At 71.8% G+C, this 16,230-nt stretch carries 15 protein-coding genes; 10 read left to right on the top strand and 5 right to left on the bottom strand.

Annotated elements, in window-relative coordinates; translation table 11 throughout:
- Positions 1-3 precede the first annotated feature (3 nt).
- A complete protein-coding gene (locus ACFULQ_RS22245) occupies positions 4-1,308 on the top strand; it encodes a glycosyl hydrolase (protein ID WP_383546486.1) in 1,305 nt (434 codons plus the stop codon).
- Between the two features lie 137 nt (positions 1,309-1,445).
- Here the strand turns inward: ACFULQ_RS22245 and ACFULQ_RS22240 are convergent, their stop codons facing one another.
- The 5 genes from ACFULQ_RS22240 to ACFULQ_RS22220 all read right to left on the bottom strand — a co-directional run bounded on the left by ACFULQ_RS22240 (position 1,446) and on the right by ACFULQ_RS22220 (position 6,355).
- Complete coding sequence (locus ACFULQ_RS22240) at positions 1,446-2,924, bottom strand: glycoside hydrolase family 3 N-terminal domain-containing protein (protein WP_383546484.1); 1,479 nt, start codon at positions 2,922-2,924, stop codon at positions 1,446-1,448.
- Positions 2,925-3,017: 93 nt separating this feature from the next.
- Complete coding sequence (gene msrB / locus ACFULQ_RS22235) at positions 3,018-3,425, bottom strand: peptide-methionine (R)-S-oxide reductase MsrB (protein ID WP_020133748.1); 408 nt, start codon at positions 3,423-3,425, stop codon at positions 3,018-3,020.
- A 13-nt stretch (positions 3,426-3,438) separates the two neighbouring features.
- Complete coding sequence (gene murC / locus ACFULQ_RS22230) at positions 3,439-4,830, bottom strand: UDP-N-acetylmuramate--L-alanine ligase (protein ID WP_383546482.1); 1,392 nt, start codon at positions 4,828-4,830, stop codon at positions 3,439-3,441.
- A 45-nt stretch (positions 4,831-4,875) separates the two neighbouring features.
- Complete coding sequence (locus tag ACFULQ_RS22225; protein ID WP_062022863.1) at positions 4,876-5,331, bottom strand: hypothetical protein; 456 nt, start codon at positions 5,329-5,331, stop codon at positions 4,876-4,878.
- 178 nt (positions 5,332-5,509) lie between these two features.
- Positions 5,510-6,355, bottom strand: a complete 846-nt coding sequence (locus tag ACFULQ_RS22220) for a pyrimidine reductase family protein (RefSeq protein ID WP_383546480.1) — start codon at positions 6,353-6,355, stop codon at positions 5,510-5,512.
- A 73-nt stretch (positions 6,356-6,428) separates the two neighbouring features.
- Here ACFULQ_RS22220 and zapE point away from each other — a divergent pair, with 73 nt between their 5' ends.
- From zapE to ACFULQ_RS22175, 9 genes are all read left to right on the top strand, one after another.
- Positions 6,429-7,496 carry a cell division protein ZapE gene (gene zapE, locus ACFULQ_RS22215; protein WP_383546512.1) on the top strand — a complete coding sequence of 356 codons (1,068 nt, stop codon included), beginning with the start codon at positions 6,429-6,431 and terminating at the stop codon, positions 7,494-7,496.
- A 198-nt stretch (positions 7,497-7,694) separates the two neighbouring features.
- On the top strand, positions 7,695-8,090 hold the full coding sequence (locus tag ACFULQ_RS22210; protein WP_383546478.1) for a hypothetical protein: 396 nt from the start codon (positions 7,695-7,697) through the stop codon (positions 8,088-8,090).
- 112 nt (positions 8,091-8,202) lie between these two features.
- The gene (locus ACFULQ_RS22205; protein ID WP_383546476.1) at positions 8,203-8,781 is read left to right on the top strand and encodes a carbonic anhydrase; all 579 of its coding nucleotides are present in this window, start codon (positions 8,203-8,205) and stop codon (positions 8,779-8,781) included.
- A gap of 5 nt (positions 8,782-8,786) precedes the next feature.
- Complete coding sequence (locus ACFULQ_RS22200; RefSeq protein WP_383546474.1) at positions 8,787-10,268, top strand: SulP family inorganic anion transporter; 1,482 nt, start codon at positions 8,787-8,789, stop codon at positions 10,266-10,268.
- Between the two features lie 96 nt (positions 10,269-10,364).
- Entirely contained in the window at positions 10,365-11,141 is a 777-nt protein-coding gene (locus ACFULQ_RS22195; protein WP_383546472.1) for a slipin family protein, read from the top strand.
- A gap of 138 nt (positions 11,142-11,279) precedes the next feature.
- Positions 11,280-12,647, top strand: a complete 1,368-nt coding sequence (locus ACFULQ_RS22190) for a PhoX family protein (RefSeq protein ID WP_383546471.1) — start codon at positions 11,280-11,282, stop codon at positions 12,645-12,647.
- Positions 12,648-12,726: 79 nt separating this feature from the next.
- Positions 12,727-13,677: a polyphosphate kinase 2 family protein gene (locus tag ACFULQ_RS22185; RefSeq protein ID WP_383546469.1), complete on the top strand. Its 951-nt coding sequence runs from the start codon at positions 12,727-12,729 to the stop codon at positions 13,675-13,677.
- Between the two features lie 21 nt (positions 13,678-13,698).
- Positions 13,699-15,216, top strand: coding sequence for an FAD-dependent oxidoreductase (locus ACFULQ_RS22180; RefSeq protein ID WP_383546468.1), 1,518 nt, complete (start codon positions 13,699-13,701; stop codon positions 15,214-15,216).
- Between the two features lie 61 nt (positions 15,217-15,277).
- Positions 15,278-16,099 carry a polysaccharide deacetylase family protein gene (locus ACFULQ_RS22175; RefSeq protein ID WP_383546467.1) on the top strand — a complete coding sequence of 274 codons (822 nt, stop codon included), beginning with the start codon at positions 15,278-15,280 and terminating at the stop codon, positions 16,097-16,099.
- Positions 16,100-16,230: the final 131 nt, after the last annotated feature.

Genomic DNA, 16,230 nt, shown 5'->3' with positions numbered 1-16,230 from the left:
ACTATGGTGATTGATACATTCGCGCAGGACAAGAGCGGAACACGAGCCGGGCCGAGGTCGGACCGGGCCGAACCCGAGGAGGATCCCATTCCCACGCTCCGCTTCGGCGTCAACTACACGCCCCGCCACGGCTGGTTCCACGCCTGGCACGACTTCGATCCGGCCCGCGCCCGCGAGGATCTCGCCCAGATAGCCGGGCTCGGTCTCGACCACGTCCGGGTCTTCCACCTCTGGCCGCTCCTCCAGCCCAACCGCACGCTGGTCCGCACCGCCGCCGTCGACCAGCTGGCGCGGCTGGTCGACCTCGCGGCCGAGGCGGGCCTGGACGTCCTGGTGGACGGCGTGCAGGGCCATCTGTCGAGCTTCGACTTCTACCCGGAGTGGACCCGCAGCTGGCACCACCGCAACGTCTTCACCGACCCGGACGCCATCGCCGCCCAGGCGGACCTGCTGCGCACCCTCGGCCGCGCCCTCTCCGGCCGCCCGAACCTCATCGGCCTCCAGCTGGGCAACGAGCTCAACAACCTGATCGAGCACAACCCGGCCACGGTCGAGGAGGTCGACCACTACCTGGACTCCCTGCTGGCGGCGGCCCGCGAGGGGCTGGGCAAGGGCGCGGGCCTGGTGACCCACTCGGCGTACGACGCGGCCTGGTACGGCGACGACCACCCCTTCACCCCGGAGGCCTCGGCCCGCAAGGGCGACGTCACCACCGTCCACCCGTGGGTCTTCTCCGGCGGCTGCGCCGGCCTCTACGGCCCCCGCTCCCCCCAGGTCCTGCACCTCGCCGAGTACGGCACGGAACTCGCCAAGGCCTACGCCGTCGACCCCGTCCGCCCGGTCTGGGTCCAGGAGACGGGCGCCCCCGAACCCCACATCCCGGCCGCCGACGCCCCGCACTTCGCCCGCGAGACGATCCTGAACGCGTCCGGCTGCGCGGGCCTGTGGGGCATCACCTGGTGGTGCTCCCACGACGTGGACCGCGCCCTCGCGGACTTCCCGGAGCTGGAGTACACGCTGGGCCTCTTCGACGCACAGGGCCGCCCCAAGCCGATCGCGGAGGCACTGGCGGCGACGGTCGCGGAACTCCGCACCGCCTCACTGCCGACCGAGCCACGCACCACGGCCCTGATCCTGACCTGCACCCCGTCCACCCGCTCGGTGTCGGGCCCGGGCGGAGCGTACTTCGAGGAGTGGATGCGGCTGCGGCAGCAGGGGGTGCGTCCTGCGGTGGTACTGGCGGAACGGGCGGAGGACGAGAGCTACTTGGCGGCGAGGGGTATCAAGGAGCTCATACGGGTGCCGTGAAGGTGAGCCACCTAATGGACACGGGGCGAGCCTTTTCAGGGGCGCAAGGTGAGTCCTTTAGGGGCGCGGGGCTGTATCAATATGCGGCTCCGCCGCGCGGGCGCGACAAGCCCCCACCGGCCCGCGGACGAAACTCATCACGCACCGACCAGAACTTCAGCCACCGCCCGCAAATTGACCCTGCCCCGCCCGTAGGAACAAACCGCACCCCCCTCCGGCAGCCCCGTGGCAACCTGAACCACCCCCGGCCGCCGACCCACCAGCGCATCCCGCAACCGCCCCTGCCAGGGATACAGCCCCGCATCACACGTGGCCACGACCAGCGGAGCGTCTCCGGCCTTGGCCAGAATCTCCCCGGCCACGCCCTCCAGATCCGCCGGCTCCCCGGCCACCGCCGTCCCCGTGGCCGTCGGATCGACCGCCAGCACCTGGGTCAGCAGATCCTCCCCGCCCCAGTTCAAGGCGGGATGCGGCGCGGGAAACAGATCCACCACATGCGCCCCCCGTACCCCCCGCACACCCACCGCCCGCCCCCGAACAGCCCGCCGAGCCGCCTCCAGCCCGGCTTCCGTGTCCCACGGAGCGACCTCCGCGGCCGGCGTCGCATACCGCTCGGCCAGCCGCGCCACCCGCCCCGCCGCCTCCCGAACCCGCTCCTCGGCCAGCACCCCGTCCCGCAGCGCCTCCAGCACCGCGTCCCGGCACTCGAGCGTGACCGCCAGGTCCGCCACCGCGACGATGACCTGGTCCGCCCCCGCGGCCAGGGCGATCCGCGCCCCCGCGGCCTCCCCGTACCGATCGGCGATCGCCTTCATCTCCAGCGCGTCGCTGACCAGCACCCCGTCGAAGTCGAGTTCGTGCCGGAGCAGATCCCGGAGGATCCGCCGGCTGAGCGTGGCCGGACGGTTCGCGTCGAGCGCCGGGAACACGACATGCGCGCTCATCAGCATCGGCACGCCCGCGGCGATCGCGGCGCGGAAGGGGTCGAGGTCGAGTTCCTCGTACGGCCGTGGGTCGACGGCGAGTTCGTGGTGGCTGTCGGTGAGGGTGCCGCCGTGCCCCGGGAAGTGCTTGGCGCAGGAGGCGATGCCGCGGGCCTCGGTCGCGGTGATCCAGGCTCCCAGGTGCCGGGAGACGAGCCCGCTCTCCTCGCCGAAGGCTCGCGTGCGCACGATCGGGTTGTCGGCCTGGCGCTGGACGTCGGCGACCGGGGCGTAGGAGGCGGTGATGCCGAGGGCGGCCAGGTGTCCGGCGAGCGCGTCGGCGCAGCGCGCGGTGAGGTCCGGGTCGTCGACGACGCCGAGGGCGTAGGAGCCGGGGACCTCCGGGGCGCCCGCGGCCACCAGGTGCCCGATGCCGCCGCCCTCGTTGTCGATGGCGACCAGCAGATCGGGGCGCAGGGCGCGCAGGGTGTCGGTGAGGCGGCGCACCTTCTCCGCGTCGCGCACGTTGCGGGTGAACAGGATGACCCCGCCGAGCCCGCGGTCGATGAGCCGCTTCAGCGTGTCGGGGACGGCCGTGGTCCCCTCGAACCCGGCGACGAGACAGCGGTGGGCCGCCTCGTCGAGGTCGACGGGGAGGGCGGTGCGGGCAGACGGGAGCGCGGAGTGGGTCACCCCCGGAATCCTCTGGCTCGATCAGCCGAAAGTCAACAGACCAATGGTTCGGTCATTCACTCCGGGGGTGTCGGCGTCCGCCCTCGTCCGGCGTCAGCTCTCGTCCGCCGTCAGGCGCAGCGAGATGCTGTTGATGCAGTACCGCTGGTCCGTGGGTGTCGGATAGCCCTCACCCTCGAACACGTGCCCGAGGTGCGAGCCGCAGCGGGCGCAGCGGACCTCGGTGCGGACCATTCCGTGGGAGCGGTCCTCGATGAGCTCGACCGCGTCGGTGTCCTTCGGGTCGTAGAAGGACGGCCAGCCGCAGTGGGACTCGAACTTCGTGGTGGAGGTGAAGAGTTCGGCACCGCAGGCGCGACAGGAGTACACGCCGGTGGTCTTGGTGTCGGTGTACTCACCGGTGAAGGCCGGCTCGGTCCCGGCCTTGCGGAGTACGGCGTACTCGGCCGGCGTCAGCTCCGCTCGCCACTGCTCGTCCGGCTTTTCGACGTCGTACGACATGAAGCTCAGCCCCTTACTGTGCGAGACGGTCCAGGATCAGCGGGCCGAGGTCCGTCACGTCACCCGCGCCCATGGTGAGAACGAGATCACCGGCCTTCGCCATTCCCGCGACCACCGAGGGCACGTCCGCCTTGTCGTGGACCGGCGTCACGTCCGCGCCCGCGGCCCGCGCCGCGTCGATGATCAGCTCGCTCGTGACCCCGGGGATCGGGTCCTCGCGGGCCGGGTAGATGTCCAGCACGACCGAGGCGTCCGCCAGGGCGAGGGCCTCGCCCATCTCCTTGCCGAGTTCCTGCGTGCGGGAGAAGAGGTGGGGCTGGAAGACGACCAGGATGCGGGCCTCGCCGGCCGCCGCGCGCATCGCCTCCAGGTCCGCCGTCATCTCCGTCGGGTGGTGGGCGTAGGAGTCGATGACCTGCACTCCGGCCGCCTCGCCCTTGAGCTGGAGGCGCCGCTTGACGCCGGTGTACGCGGCCAGGGCGGGCGCGAGGTCGGCGGCGGGGATACCGAGGGCCACGCCCGCGGCCAGGGCGGCGACGGCGTTGTGGGCGTAGTGGCGCCCCGGGACGGAGACCGCGAACGTGAGCTCCGCACCGTCGAGGAGCACGGTGACCTCGCTCTTCAGGCCCTGCGGAACGACCGAGAGGACCCGCACGTCCGCGTCCTCGGCGTCGCCGTACGTCACCACGCGCACGTCACACGCGGTGACCCGCCGGGTCAGCTCCCGGGCACCCTCGTGATCGGCGTTGACCACCAGCGTGCCGCCCTCGGTGATGCGGTCCACGAACGCCTCGAAGGACTCGTAGATCTCGTCCATGGAGGCGTAGTTGGCGTGGTGGTCGAGCTCGACGTTGAGGACGATCGCGACCTCGGGGGCGTACTTGTGGAAGCTGCGGTCGCTTTCGTCCGCCTCGGCGACGAAGATCTCGCCCTCGCCGTGCAGGGCGTTGGAGCCGGGGGCGTCGAGGTCGCCGCCGATCGCGTACGACGGCTTCAGCCCCAGCGTGGACAGGGAGACGGCCAGCATCGAGGTCGTGGTCGTCTTGCCGTGCGTGCCCGCCACGGCGATCGGCCTGAGGCCGTCCATCAGGGAGGCGAGGGCGTCGGAGCGGTGGACGACCGGGATGCCGAGTTCGGCGGCCCGGGCCAGCTCGGGGTTGTCGGCCCGGATCGCCGAGGACACGACCACACAGGTGGCGTCGGACGCCAGGTGCTCCGCCGCGTGCCCGATGTGCACGGTCGCGCCCAGCGCCCGCAGCGCCTCGGCGGTCGGCGACTCCTTGGCGTCGCTGCCCGCCACCTTCGCCCCGCGCTGCGCGAGGATCTTCGCGATCCCCGACATCCCGGCCCCACCGATCCCGATGAAGTGCGGTCGGTCCATGGCGGTAGGAAGGCCGGGTGCCATGCGTGTGTCTCCCCAAAGTGGTGCGGTACGAGTGCGGGGCTCAGCCTATGCCTTGCTGTGCGAGAACAGCTTCAGCACCGGTACCCCCACCTTGTGACGGGCCCGGGACGCCCAGTCGCGGTGGAAGAACTCCTCCACGTAGTGGGGGTCGGTCAGGACGATCACCTCGTCCGCGCCGATCTCGTCGACCAGGGACTTCAGCGCGTCGAGCGGGTGGTCCTCGATGAGCCGCCCCTCGGCCTCGCTCCCGGAGGCTCTGAGCGCCTGGAGGGACACCGCCAGCGCCTGCTCGCCGACCCCCTTCGCGGCCTCGCCCTCGGGCGTCTCCCGTTCCCGTACGGCCTCGTCCAGCTCGCCCAGCGCCACGTCGTCGATGGCCCGCAGCAGCCGGTCCGCCTGATCCCCCCGCGGCTGGAGCAGCACATGGAACGCGACCGACTCGTCCCCGTGCAAAGTGGTGACGAACTCCACGTCGGCGGACGTCAGGGCCTTCTCGATCATCAAAACGCTGGTGAACACCGGCGTCCCCTTCTCTGCGCTCTGCGGAAACCATCCTGCCCCGTGATCGCACGGGTACTGCCGGATTCAGTGTGCCCGTCGGACGCTAAACGGAACGACAGATTCCACCGATGTCGGCGACAGCGGTACCGATCGAACCCCTCTACCCATACGCCCACCCTCAGGGCCGGCGATACCTGCTGTAGAGGAATCCGTCCTCCTCCAGCAGGGAGTCCAGGACGAACCGCGCCGGGACCGCGACCGACGGCCCCCCGGCGATCCGCTGCGCGTCCCCCGCGGTGAGCATCGGGGACAGGGTCAGACACAGCTCGTCGAGCACCCCGGCGGCCACCAGCTGCCCGAGCAACCGGGGCCCGCCCTCGGTCAGCAGCCGGGTGTGCCCGAGCTCGGCCAGCGCCCGTACGGCCCGCGCGGGCTCCACGCCGACGCCGTCCCCGGCGATCACCACCCGCGCCCCGGCCTTCTCGGCCGCCGCGATCCGGTCCGGGGCCGCCGCCGCGCCCGTGAGGATCAGCGTGGGCACCAGGGGCGAGGTGTACAGCGGGAGGGAGAAGTCCAGGTCCAGGCTCGCGGTGATCACCGCGATCGCCGGGGCCGGCCCCTGCCCGGCCGCCTCCCGCGCGGCCGCGAACTCCGCACGCGCGCGTGCGGGCCGGTACCCCTCCTGGCGTACCGTTTCCGCACCGACCACCACCACGTCGGCCAGCGCCCGCAGCGTCCCGAAGATCCGCATGTCGGTCGCGGTGGAGATGGGCTGCGAACGGCCGTCGTACTGGGCGGCCCCGTCGAGCGTGGAGACCATGTTGGCGCGCAGCCAGACCTCCGGAGCTCCGGGTCCCGCGCCCGGCCCGAGCTCGGGGTAGGCGTAGGCGGCGGCCAGCTCGGCGAGGCTCCAGTCGTGACCCGCGACGGTGCTCGGCGCCGCCGCGCCGCCGTCGTGGCCGATCCCGTCCTCGGCCGGGGTCCGGATCGCTGTCTCGTCGGTCACAGGGAACAGGCGTCGCATGTCGTGCAGTCTGGCACGGCCCTTAGCATGGTGAACCGTGTCTACTTCCCCCGCCGCGTCCGGGTTCGGCCCGATGGCCGAGACCGCCCCGCTGTCCCTGTGCGACCGCGCGCCGCACGTCCCCGCGGACCGGCTGGTCGCCGAGATGGTGCCGCCGCCGCGGTTCGACTCGGTGCGCTTCGACACCTACCTCCCGGACCCGAACCAGCCCAGCCAGACCGAGGCCGTGCGGGTCCTGGAAGGCTTCGCGGCGGGCCTGAGCGGCGCCCACGCGGTCGGCGGCGGCAAGCGCGGCTTCCTCGGGCTCGGAAGGTCCCGCGCGAAGGACAGGACCCCGGCCGGCCCCCGCGGCGTCTACCTCGACGGCGGCTACGGCGTCGGCAAGACCCACCTGCTGGCCTCCCTGTGGCACGCCACCCCCGCCGAGCCCTCCCTCAAGGCCTTCGGCACCTTCGTCGAGCTGACCAACCTGGTCGGCGCCCTCGGCTTCCAGCAGACGGTCCGCACGCTCTCCGGCCACCGCCTGCTGTGCATCGACGAGTTCGAACTGGACGACCCGGGCGACACCGTCCTGGTCTCCACCCTGCTCGGCAAGCTCGTCGACGCCGGAGTGGCGCTCGCCGCCACCTCCAACACCCTGCCGGGCAAGCTCGGCGAGGGCCGGTTCGCGGCCGCCGACTTCCTGCGCGAGATCCAGGGCCTGGCGGCGCAGTTCCGCCCCCTGCGCATCGACGGCGAGGACTACCGCCACCGCGGGCTGCCCGAGGCGCCGGCGCCGTTCGCCGACGAGGAGGTCACCAGGGCGGCGTACGCCACCGAGGGCGCCTCGCTCGACGACTTCCCGAGCCTGCTGGCGCACCTCGCCAAGGTCCACCCGAGCCGGTACGGCGCCCTGACCGACGGTCTGACGGCGGTCTGCCTGACCGATGTCCAGCCGGTGCCGGACCAGTCGACGGCGCTGCGGCTGGTGGTCCTGGCGGACCGTCTCTACGACCGCGAGGTGCCGGTCCTGGCCTCCGGGCAGCCCTTCGACCGGCTGTTCAGCGAGGAGATGCTGAACGGCGGCTACCGCAAGAAGTACTTCCGCGCGATATCCCGACTCACCGCGCTGGCCCGCGACGCCAAGGGTCTCGTCGCCTAGCCGCACCGCCTGGCCACACCGAAACATCGCCCGTCAAGGGCAAGTTCGCGACAGCCACCCCGCACGCTTCAGCCTCTCTTCAGCTGGAAACGTTAAGTTAACCCTGCAAACAACTTTGCCAGGCTAAGGTGTTTCTTGACCAGCCGTTGACCAAGCGTCGGTCTGGACTGGAAGTGCGAACTGCGGGAAGGGGGGCGCGTGTTCCGAGGTACGACGGTACGCACCGTGATCGCGACGCTCGCCGCCGTCCTGCTCGCCCTCCAGTTCTTCGCTCCCACCGGGGGCTTCGCATCCGCGCATACCGGCCGTCAAGTCGAGGCCAAAGCTCTTGCCGGATCCAAACTCACCGGCGCCACTCTGCGCACCGAAGCCGCCACGAAGCGCCACTGCAACCCCGCGGGGGACCCCACCGGCCCCCTGCGCGCCCGCGACCGGCACCGCGCCGTCGACTTCGCCCCCCAGGGGCCCGAGCGCCCGGCACTGACCCAGGAGTCGGCGACCGCACCCCGGAAACACGCCGTCCCAGGCGGTTTCCCCTTGTCGAGACCCTCGACAGCCCATGCACCGGCGGCACTTCAGGTCTTCCGCTGCTGACAGCGGCGAAGTCCCCCCACCTCACCTGAATCACTGTCATGCAGACCGACGCGCGTCCCGCGCGCCCGGTACGCCCGACGCGCCCCCACGGCGCGCCAGGAGGAGTCACCACATGCAGCCCCTCATCGACAACGCCCGTACGTTCGGACAGCGCCCTGAGGAGTTCGCCCCGCTGGCCCAAGGCCAGTCCCCCCAGGTCCTGTTCATCACCTGCTCGGATTCCAGGGTCGTCCCCGCCCTGATCACGGGCGCCCGCCCGGGCGAGCTCTTCGAGCTGCGCACCGCGGGCAACATCGTTCCCCCCTACGCCTCCGCGCACCCCACCAGCGAGGCGGCCACCATCGAGTACGCCGTGGAAGTGCTGGGCGTGCGCGACATCGTGGTCTGCGGGCACTCCCACTGCGGCGCCGTCGGCGCCCTGGTCCGCGGCGACGACCTCGACGCCGTCCCCGCCGTACGGGACTGGCTGCACCACGCCACCGAGCGTCCCGCGGGCCCGGTCGAGGACCCGGAGGTGGCCGAGGGCGTGCAGAGCCATGTCCTGGCCCAGATCCTGCGCCTGCGGTCCTACCCGTTCATCGACAAGAAGCTCGCGGAAGAGCAACTGACCCTGCACGCCTGGTACTACGAGGTGCACACGGGCGCGGTGCGCGTCCACCGCACCGAGACCGACGCGTTCGAGGGTCTGTGATCGGGATGCTGACCAAATACCCTCACCTGCGGCAGGACTTCGCCGCCTCCCTGGTCGTGTTCCTGGTCGCGCTCCCGCTGTGCGTGGGCGTGGCCGTCGCCTCCGGCGTCCCCGCCGAGCTCGGACTCGTCACCGGCATAGTGGGCGGGCTGGTCACCGGAGTCATGCGGGGCAGCAGCCTCCAGGTCTCCGGGCCCGCCGCCGGCCTGACCGTCCTCGTCTTCGAGGCGGTCCAGGAGTTCGGACTGCCCGCCCTCGGCGTGATCGTGCTGGCCGCCGGGCTCATCCAGCTCGCGATGGGCGCCCTGAAGCTCGGGCGCTGGTTCCGGGCGATATCCGTGTCCGTCGTCGAGGGCATGCTGGCCGGTATCGGCCTGGTGCTCATCGCCGGGCAGCTGTACTCCGCGGCCGGCCTGAAGGCGCCCACCAGCGGGGTCGACAAGATCCTGGGGCTGCCCGGCGCCGCCGTCGACGCGCTCGGCAGCTCCACCGCCCTCCTCTCGCTCGCCGTCGGCGCGGGCACCGTCGCGGTGCTGGTCCTGTGGAAGAAGCTGCCCGGGAAGGCGCAGACCGTGCCCGGCGCGCTCGCCGCGGTCCTGCTGGCCACCCTGGTCACCCAGGTCCTCGGCCTGTCGATCGCCACCGTCGAGGTCAGCGGCCTGCTGGACTCGATCCGGCCGCCCGGCTCGGAGGCCTTCGGCGAGCTCGCCGATCCGGCCATATTCGGCACCATCCTGGCGTTCACCCTGATCGCCTCCGCCGAGTCGCTGTTCAGCGCGGCCGCGGTGGACCGGCTGCACGACGGTCCGCGCACCGAGTACGACAAGGAACTCATGGCCCAGGGCGCGGGCAACGCGGTGTGCGGCGCGCTCGGCGCCCTGCCCATGACCGCGGTCATCGTGCGCAGCTCCGCCAACGTCCAGGCGGGTGCGAGGACCAAGGCGTCCCGGGTCATGCACGGTGTGTGGCTGCTGCTGTTCGCGGCCCTGCTGCCGTCCACGCTGGCGCTGATCCCGCTGCCCGCGCTCGCCGGCATCCTGGTCCACGCGGGCTTCAAGCTGATCCCCTTCCGGGCCATCGTGCCGCTGTGGCGCAGCCACCGCGGTGAGGCGCTGATCCTGGTGGCCACGGCCGTCTCGATCGTCGCGATCAACATGTTCGAGGGTGTGCTGATCGGTCTGGCGCTGTCCGTCGCCAAGACCGCCTGGGAGGCCTCGCACCTCAGGCTGGAGATCGTCGACAAGGGCGCCGGCCCCGTCCAGGCGCACCTGTCGGGCAACGCGACCTTCCTCAGGCTGCCGAAGATCCTCGACAGCCTGGAGGCGCTGCCCCAGGACCGGCCCGTGGAGCTGGACCTCTCCGGACTGCACCACCTGGACCACGCCTGCCGTACGGCACTGGAGAACTGGGCCGAGCGGCACAGCTCGGTCGGCACGGAGCCGGTGCGGGTCACCGAGCCGGAGCCGGTGAGGGCCACCGCCCCGTAGCCCTCACCGCCTGGTCCGAGACCGTCGTGGTCTCGGACCAGGCATCGGGCATATCGTTGCAGGAGCAGACAAACAGGCCTCTTCGAGGAGGTCGACATGCTCCCAGAGCTGTTGGCCGCGGCCGCGGCGACCGCGGCCGCCGGATGTGTCTATCTGGCGGCGGCGGCCCGGGTCGTCAAGCAGTACGAGCGCGGGGTGGTCTTCCGCCTCGGGCGGCTCGCGGGCGGCGTACGCGAGCCCGGGTTCACCCTGATCGTCCCGTTCGCCGACCGGCTGCACAAGGTGAACATGCAGATCGTCACGCTGCCGGTGCCGGCCCAGGAGGGCATCACCCGGGACAACGTCACGGTGCGCGTGGACGCGGTGGTCTACTTCCGGGTCGTCGACGCGGCGAGCGCCCTCGTCAAGGTCGAGGACTACAAGTTCGCCGTCTCCCAGATGGCCCAGACCTCGCTGCGCTCCATCATCGGCAAGAGCGAGCTGGACGACCTGCTCTCCAACCGCGAGAAGCTCAACGAAGGCCTGGAGCTGATGATCGACAGCCCGGCCGTGGGCTGGGGCGTACAGGTGGACCGCGTGGAGATCAAGGACGTGTCGCTGCCGGACACGATGAAGCGGTCGATGGCCCGTCAGGCCGAGGCCGACCGGGAGCGGCGGGCCCGGATCATCAACGCCGACGCGGAGCTCCAGGCCTCCAAGAAGCTCGCGGAGGCCGCCAAGGAGATGTCCGAGCAGCCCGCCGCGCTCCAGCTGAGGCTGCTCCAGACGGTCGTCGCGGTGGCCGCCGAGAAGAACTCCACGCTGGTCCTGCCGTTCCCGGTGGAGCTGCTGCGCTTCCTGGAGCGCGCCCAGGAGCATCCGACCGGGCAGTGACGGAGAGCGGGTGCGGGTGGACCCGCCCGGGCAGTGACGGACGGGGACACGCTACGCGCGTGGTTCCCGAGGGCCGACCCAGGTGATAGACACAGCGGCGTCACAGTTCCTGTCCGCCAGCAGGAAGGTTGCTTCGCCATGTCCGCAACACGACGTCAAGTCCTCGCCCGCTCAGGGGCACTCGGAGCCGGTATCGCCTTCTCCGGGGCCCTGTCCGAACTCTTCGCGGGCACGGCCGCCGCGCAGTCCCTCGGCCACACCGGCTACGGCCCCCTCGTACCCGACCCGAAGGGCCTCCTGGACCTGCCGAAGGGCTTCCGCTACAAGGTCCTCTCCCGCGAGGGCGACCAGCTGCGCTCCGGCGAGGGCAAGGTCCCCTCCAACCACGACGGCATGACGGCCCTGCCCGGCAGAAACGGCCGGGTCCACCTGGTCCGCAACCACGAGAACCGCGTCACGGCGCCCCTCCAGGTGCCGACGGTCGAGGGCCTGACCTACGACCCGGCCGGCAAGGGCGGCTGTACGGCCCTCACGCTGGACTCCCGGAACAACGTGCTGGCGGAGCGGGTCGCCATCGCCGGCACCGCCGTCAACTGCGCGGGCGGGCCCACCCCTTGGGGCACCTGGCTCACCTGCGAGGAGACCGAGGACAAGGCCGGTACCAACGGCTACACCAAGGACCACGGCTTCATCTTCGAGGTGGACCCGGTCGACCCGCACCGCTCGGGCGCCGTACCGCTGACCGCGATGGGCCGCTTCCAGCACGAGGCGATCGCGATCGACCCGAAGCGGGGCATCGTCTACGAGACCGAGGACGCCTTCCTCAAGCCCTTCGGCCTCTTCTACCGCTTCCTGCCCAACCGGCCCGAGGGCGGCCTCGGTTCGCTGCGCGCGGGCGGCCGGCTCCAGGCGATGCGGGTGCCGGGCGTGCCGGACCTGTCCGTGATCCAGGAGACCGGCGCCTGCTTCGAGGGCATCGAGTGGGTCGACGTACCGGACCCGCTGGCCCGCGAAACGCCGGTCCGACTCCAGGACTTCGGCCCGAAGGGCATCACCCACGCCCAGAAGCTGGAGGGCTGCTACTGGGGCGGGAAGTCCGTCTACTTCGTGTCGTCGTTCGCGCGCAGCTCCGACGGTTCGGCCGCCTCCCACTTCGGGCAGATCTGGCGCTACGACCCCTCGGCGCGCCGGCTCACCCTGGTGATCGTCTTCGGCCCGGACACCGATGTGCAGCTGCCCGGCGAGTCCCCCGACAACATCTGTCTGGCACCCAGCGGCGGCCTGATGGTGTGCGAGGACGGCAACGGCGCCCAGCACGTCTTCGGTGTGACCCGGCACGGCGAGGTCTACGCGATGGCCCGCAACGCCCAGAACATCGGCACCCCGGCGGAACCGGAGTGGGGCGAGTTCGCCGGAGTCACCTTCTCCCCCGACGGGCACACGATGTACGTCAACTGCTACACACCCGGGACGACCTTCGCGGTGACGGGCCCCTGGCGCGGGTAGCCGCCCTCCGCGACGGCCGGCGCGCCCCGGTCCCCCGGCGCGGGATCGAGGGACCGGACCCGGACCGGAAGGGGTGCCCATGTCCAAGAAGGACTCGAAGGCCCGCGTGACCAAGAAGGACTCGAAGGCCGGGGTGACCAAGAAGGACCCGACGGCCGGGGTGACCAAGAAGGACCCGACGGCCGCCGACGGCTTCTCCCTGCGCGAGCTGCTGCACGTGCCGGGCGGCAAGACGGTGGACCTGGCCTCCTACGACACCCGGGAGACCCCGGCCGGCCCCCGGGACAAGGAGGCCGGCCTGGCCGCGATGACCGAACTCGCCACCCCGCTCGCCGACCTCCAGGAACGTCTGTGGGCGGCGAGCACGGCGGGCGACCGGCGCCGGATCCTGCTGGTGCTCCAGGGCATGGACACCAGCGGCAAGGGCGGCACGGTCAAGCACGTCACCGGCCTGTTCAACCCCTCCGGCTGCCGTGTCCGCGCCTTCAAGGCGCCCACGCCCGAGGAACTCGGGCACCCCTTCCTCTGGCGTATCGCACGGGCCCTCCCGCAAGCCGGTGAGCTGGGCGTCTTCGATCGGTCGCACTACGAGGAGGTCCTCGTCGCCCGCGTCCACGCCCTGGCCCGCAGCGACGAGATCGAGCGCCGCTACGACGAGATCAACCGCTTCGAGAGGACTCTGGCCGCCGACGGCGTCACCGTGATCAAGTGCTTCCTGCACATCTCGTACGAGGAACAGCGCGACCGCCTCCTCAAGCGTCTCGACCGCCCGGACAAGCACTGGAAGTTCAGCGTCTCGGACATCGAGGAGCGCGCCCTGTGGCCCGCGTACCAGCAGGCGTACGAGATCGCCCTGGAGCGCTGCTCGACCGGGCACGCGCCCTGGTACCTGGTCCCCGCCGACCGCAAGTGGTACCGCAACTGGGCGGTCAGCCGCCTCCTCCTGGAACACCTGTCCGAGCTGGACCCGCGCTATCCGGAGGCGGACTTCGATGTGGCCGAGGCCCGCAGGCGACTGCTGGAACAGTGAATCCCGGGGTACTCGGCCCGCATGACCGAGAACCGACACGTCAAGGGCTCGTACTGGCTCGAGACGGCACCCGGCGGGCCCCGGCCGCCCCTGACCGACGACCTCGACGTCGACGTGGCCGTGATCGGCGCCGGGATCGCCGGGCTGAGCACGGCATGGGAGCTGACGCAGGCGGGGCGGCGGGTCGCCGTACTGGAGGCCGGGCAGGTGGCGGCCGGGGTCACCGGGCACACCACCGCCAAGCTCACCGCCCTGCACACCCTGATCTACGACAAGCTGGCCCGCACCCGCGGCCGCGAGGGGGCCCGGCTGTACGCGCGCTCGCAGAGCGAGGCGATCGAGCGGGCCGCCGAGATCGCCGAGGAGCTGGGCGTCGACTGCGACTGGGAGCGGCGCGACGCGTACACCTACGCCTGTGACGCGGGCCGGGTCGAGGAGCTGCGGGCGGAGGCGGCGGCCGCCCGGGAGGCAGGGCTTGAGGCGTCGTTCGAGACGGAGACCGGGCTGCCGTTCCCGGTGGCGGGGGCGGTGCGGGTCGCGGATCAGGCGCAGTTCCATCCCCGCAAGTACCTGCTGGCCCTGGTCGAGGATCTTGTCTCCTCGGGCGCGGCGGTCCACGAGCACACCGCCGTCGTAGGTCTTGAGGAGGGCGAGCCGTGCCGGCTGAAGACGGCCACGGGGGCGAGGGTGCGGGCCCGGGACGTCGTGGTCGCCACCCACTACCCGATCTTCGACCGGGCCCTGCTCTTCACCCGGCTCTCCCCGCGCCGTGAGCTGGTGGTCGCCGGGACGATCGAGCGGGAGCGGGATCCGGACGGCATGTTCATCACGCCGGACGAGGGCACCCGCTCGGTCCGTACGGCGCCCTGGGACGAGGAACGGCGCCTGCTGATCGTCACCGGCGAGCACTTCACGCCCGGCACCGGCGACACCCGGGCCCGTTTCGACGACCTCTCCGCGTGGGCCGCCCGGCACTTCCCCGACGTCGAGCTCACCCACGCCTGGGCCACCCAGGACAACGACCCCACCGACACCGTGCCGCTCGTCGGCCCGCTGCACCCGGGAGCCCGGCACACGTATGTCGCCACCGGCTTCGGCGGCTGGGGCATGAGCGGCGGCATCATGGCGGGCCGTCTGCTCACGGTCCAGATCACCGGCGGGACGTGCGAGTGGAGCGAGCTGTACGACCCCCGCCGGCTGCGCTCGCAGGTCCGCGAGGCCCCGTCCTTCCTCAAGCACCAGGCCCAGGTCGCCCGCCACTTCGTCGGCGACCGGCTGCGCCCCTCCCCGCCGCTGGAGTCCCTGCCGCCCGGCGAGGGCGCGGTGGTCCGGGTGAACGGCGACCGGGTCGCGGTCTACCGCGACGACGAGGGCGCTCTGCACGCCGTCTCGCCCCGCTGCACCCACATGGGCTGCCTGGTCTCCTTCAACGGCGCCGAGGACGCCTGGGAGTGCCCCTGCCACGGCTCCCGCTTCGACACCAACGGCAAGGTGATCCAGGGCCCGGCGACCAAGCCGCTGGAGAGGCGGGACATCTGAGCGGGTGACACCCCCGCCGGGGATGAGAGGTAAATAGGAAGGTTCGCCCTATTTTCGTGCGGTGATCACTCTTGTACGACGCGTCACCGCCGTCTGCCTCCTCGGCGCCGCCCTCACGGCCTGCGCCGCCGCTGCCCAGCCCGTCACGAGGCCGGCCCGCCCGGCCCCCTCGGCCACCACCGCGCCGCCCACCCTCGCCCCGGGTCCCGGCGGGCTGACCCCGGTCTTCAGGAACGGGTCGCGGGTCCATGGCAGGACGGTCGCGCTCACCTTCGACGCCGACATGACCGCGGACCAGGGAGCGCGGGCCGCGGCGGGTGAGCGGTTCGACAATCCGGGGCTGATCTCGGCGCTGCGGGAACTGAGGGTGCCGGCCACCGTGTTCATGACCGGGCGATGGGCCGAGGAGTACCCGGACCAGGCCCGGTCCCTCGGGCACGATCCGCTCTTCGAGGTCGCCAACCACTCGTACAGCCACTACGCCTTCACCGACGACTGCTATGGGCTGCCGACGGTGTCCGCGGACCGGATGCTGGCGGACGTGGAGCGGGCGTACACGGCGTTCCGGAAGGCCGGGGTGCCGGACGCGCGGCCGTACTTCCGCTTTCCCGGCGGGTGCTACGACCGGCGGGCGCTCAAGGAGCTGACCCCGGCCGGAGTGACGGCGGTCCAGTGGGACGTGGTGAGCGGGGACGCGTTCGCGACGGACGCGGAGGCGGTCGCGCGGCAGGTGCTGGAGGGGGTGCGGCCGGGGTCGGTCGTGGTCCTGCACTGCACGCGCAGTGCCGCGCCGACGACGGAGCGGGTGGTCCGGGCGGTGGTGCCGCAGCTGCGGGCGCGGGGCTACCGGTTCGTACGGGTGTCCGAGCTGATCGGGACCTGAGGGTCGTCCCGCAACGCGCTCCGCCACCACGATCGCCTCGTCCTCCCGGACTGCTCGGTTTGATCCCCCCTCCCGCCAATCCGCAACGCGACCTGTTCCGGATTACGCGCGGACCTGATCGCGAGGGCGGG

It is taken from the genome of Streptomyces sp. NPDC057253, from assembly GCF_042669125.1.
Lineage (GTDB): Bacteria > Actinomycetota > Actinomycetes > Streptomycetales > Streptomycetaceae > Streptomyces.
This window is presented reverse-complemented; position numbering and strand designations above follow the sequence as displayed.

What these genes read in the sequence shown, in the direction of transcription:
- zapE (WP_383546512.1), top strand. Translation starts at nt 6,429, where the DNA reads ATGGCCGAGACCGCCCCGCTGTCCCTGTGCGACCGCGCGCCGCACGTC.
- ACFULQ_RS22190 (WP_383546471.1), top strand. Translation starts at nt 11,280, where the DNA reads ATGTCCGCAACACGACGTCAAGTCCTCGCCCGCTCAGGGGCACTCGGA.
- ACFULQ_RS22195 (WP_383546472.1), top strand. Translation starts at nt 10,365, where the DNA reads ATGCTCCCAGAGCTGTTGGCCGCGGCCGCGGCGACCGCGGCCGCCGGA.
- ACFULQ_RS22220 (WP_383546480.1), bottom strand. Translation starts at nt 6,355, where the DNA reads ATGCGACGCCTGTTCCCTGTGACCGACGAGACAGCGATCCGGACCCCG.
- murC (WP_383546482.1), bottom strand. Translation starts at nt 4,830, where the DNA reads ATGGCACCCGGCCTTCCTACCGCCATGGACCGACCGCACTTCATCGGG.
- ACFULQ_RS22245 (WP_383546486.1), top strand. Translation starts at nt 4, where the DNA reads ATGGTGATTGATACATTCGCGCAGGACAAGAGCGGAACACGAGCCGGG.
- ACFULQ_RS22225 (WP_062022863.1), bottom strand. Translation starts at nt 5,331, where the DNA reads ATGATCGAGAAGGCCCTGACGTCCGCCGACGTGGAGTTCGTCACCACT.
- ACFULQ_RS22185 (WP_383546469.1), top strand. Translation starts at nt 12,727, where the DNA reads ATGTCCAAGAAGGACTCGAAGGCCCGCGTGACCAAGAAGGACTCGAAG.
- ACFULQ_RS22205 (WP_383546476.1), top strand. Translation starts at nt 8,203, where the DNA reads ATGCAGCCCCTCATCGACAACGCCCGTACGTTCGGACAGCGCCCTGAG.
- msrB (WP_020133748.1), bottom strand. Translation starts at nt 3,425, where the DNA reads ATGTCGTACGACGTCGAAAAGCCGGACGAGCAGTGGCGAGCGGAGCTG.
- ACFULQ_RS22200 (WP_383546474.1), top strand. Translation starts at nt 8,787, where the DNA reads ATGCTGACCAAATACCCTCACCTGCGGCAGGACTTCGCCGCCTCCCTG.
- ACFULQ_RS22180 (WP_383546468.1), top strand. Translation starts at nt 13,699, where the DNA reads ATGACCGAGAACCGACACGTCAAGGGCTCGTACTGGCTCGAGACGGCA.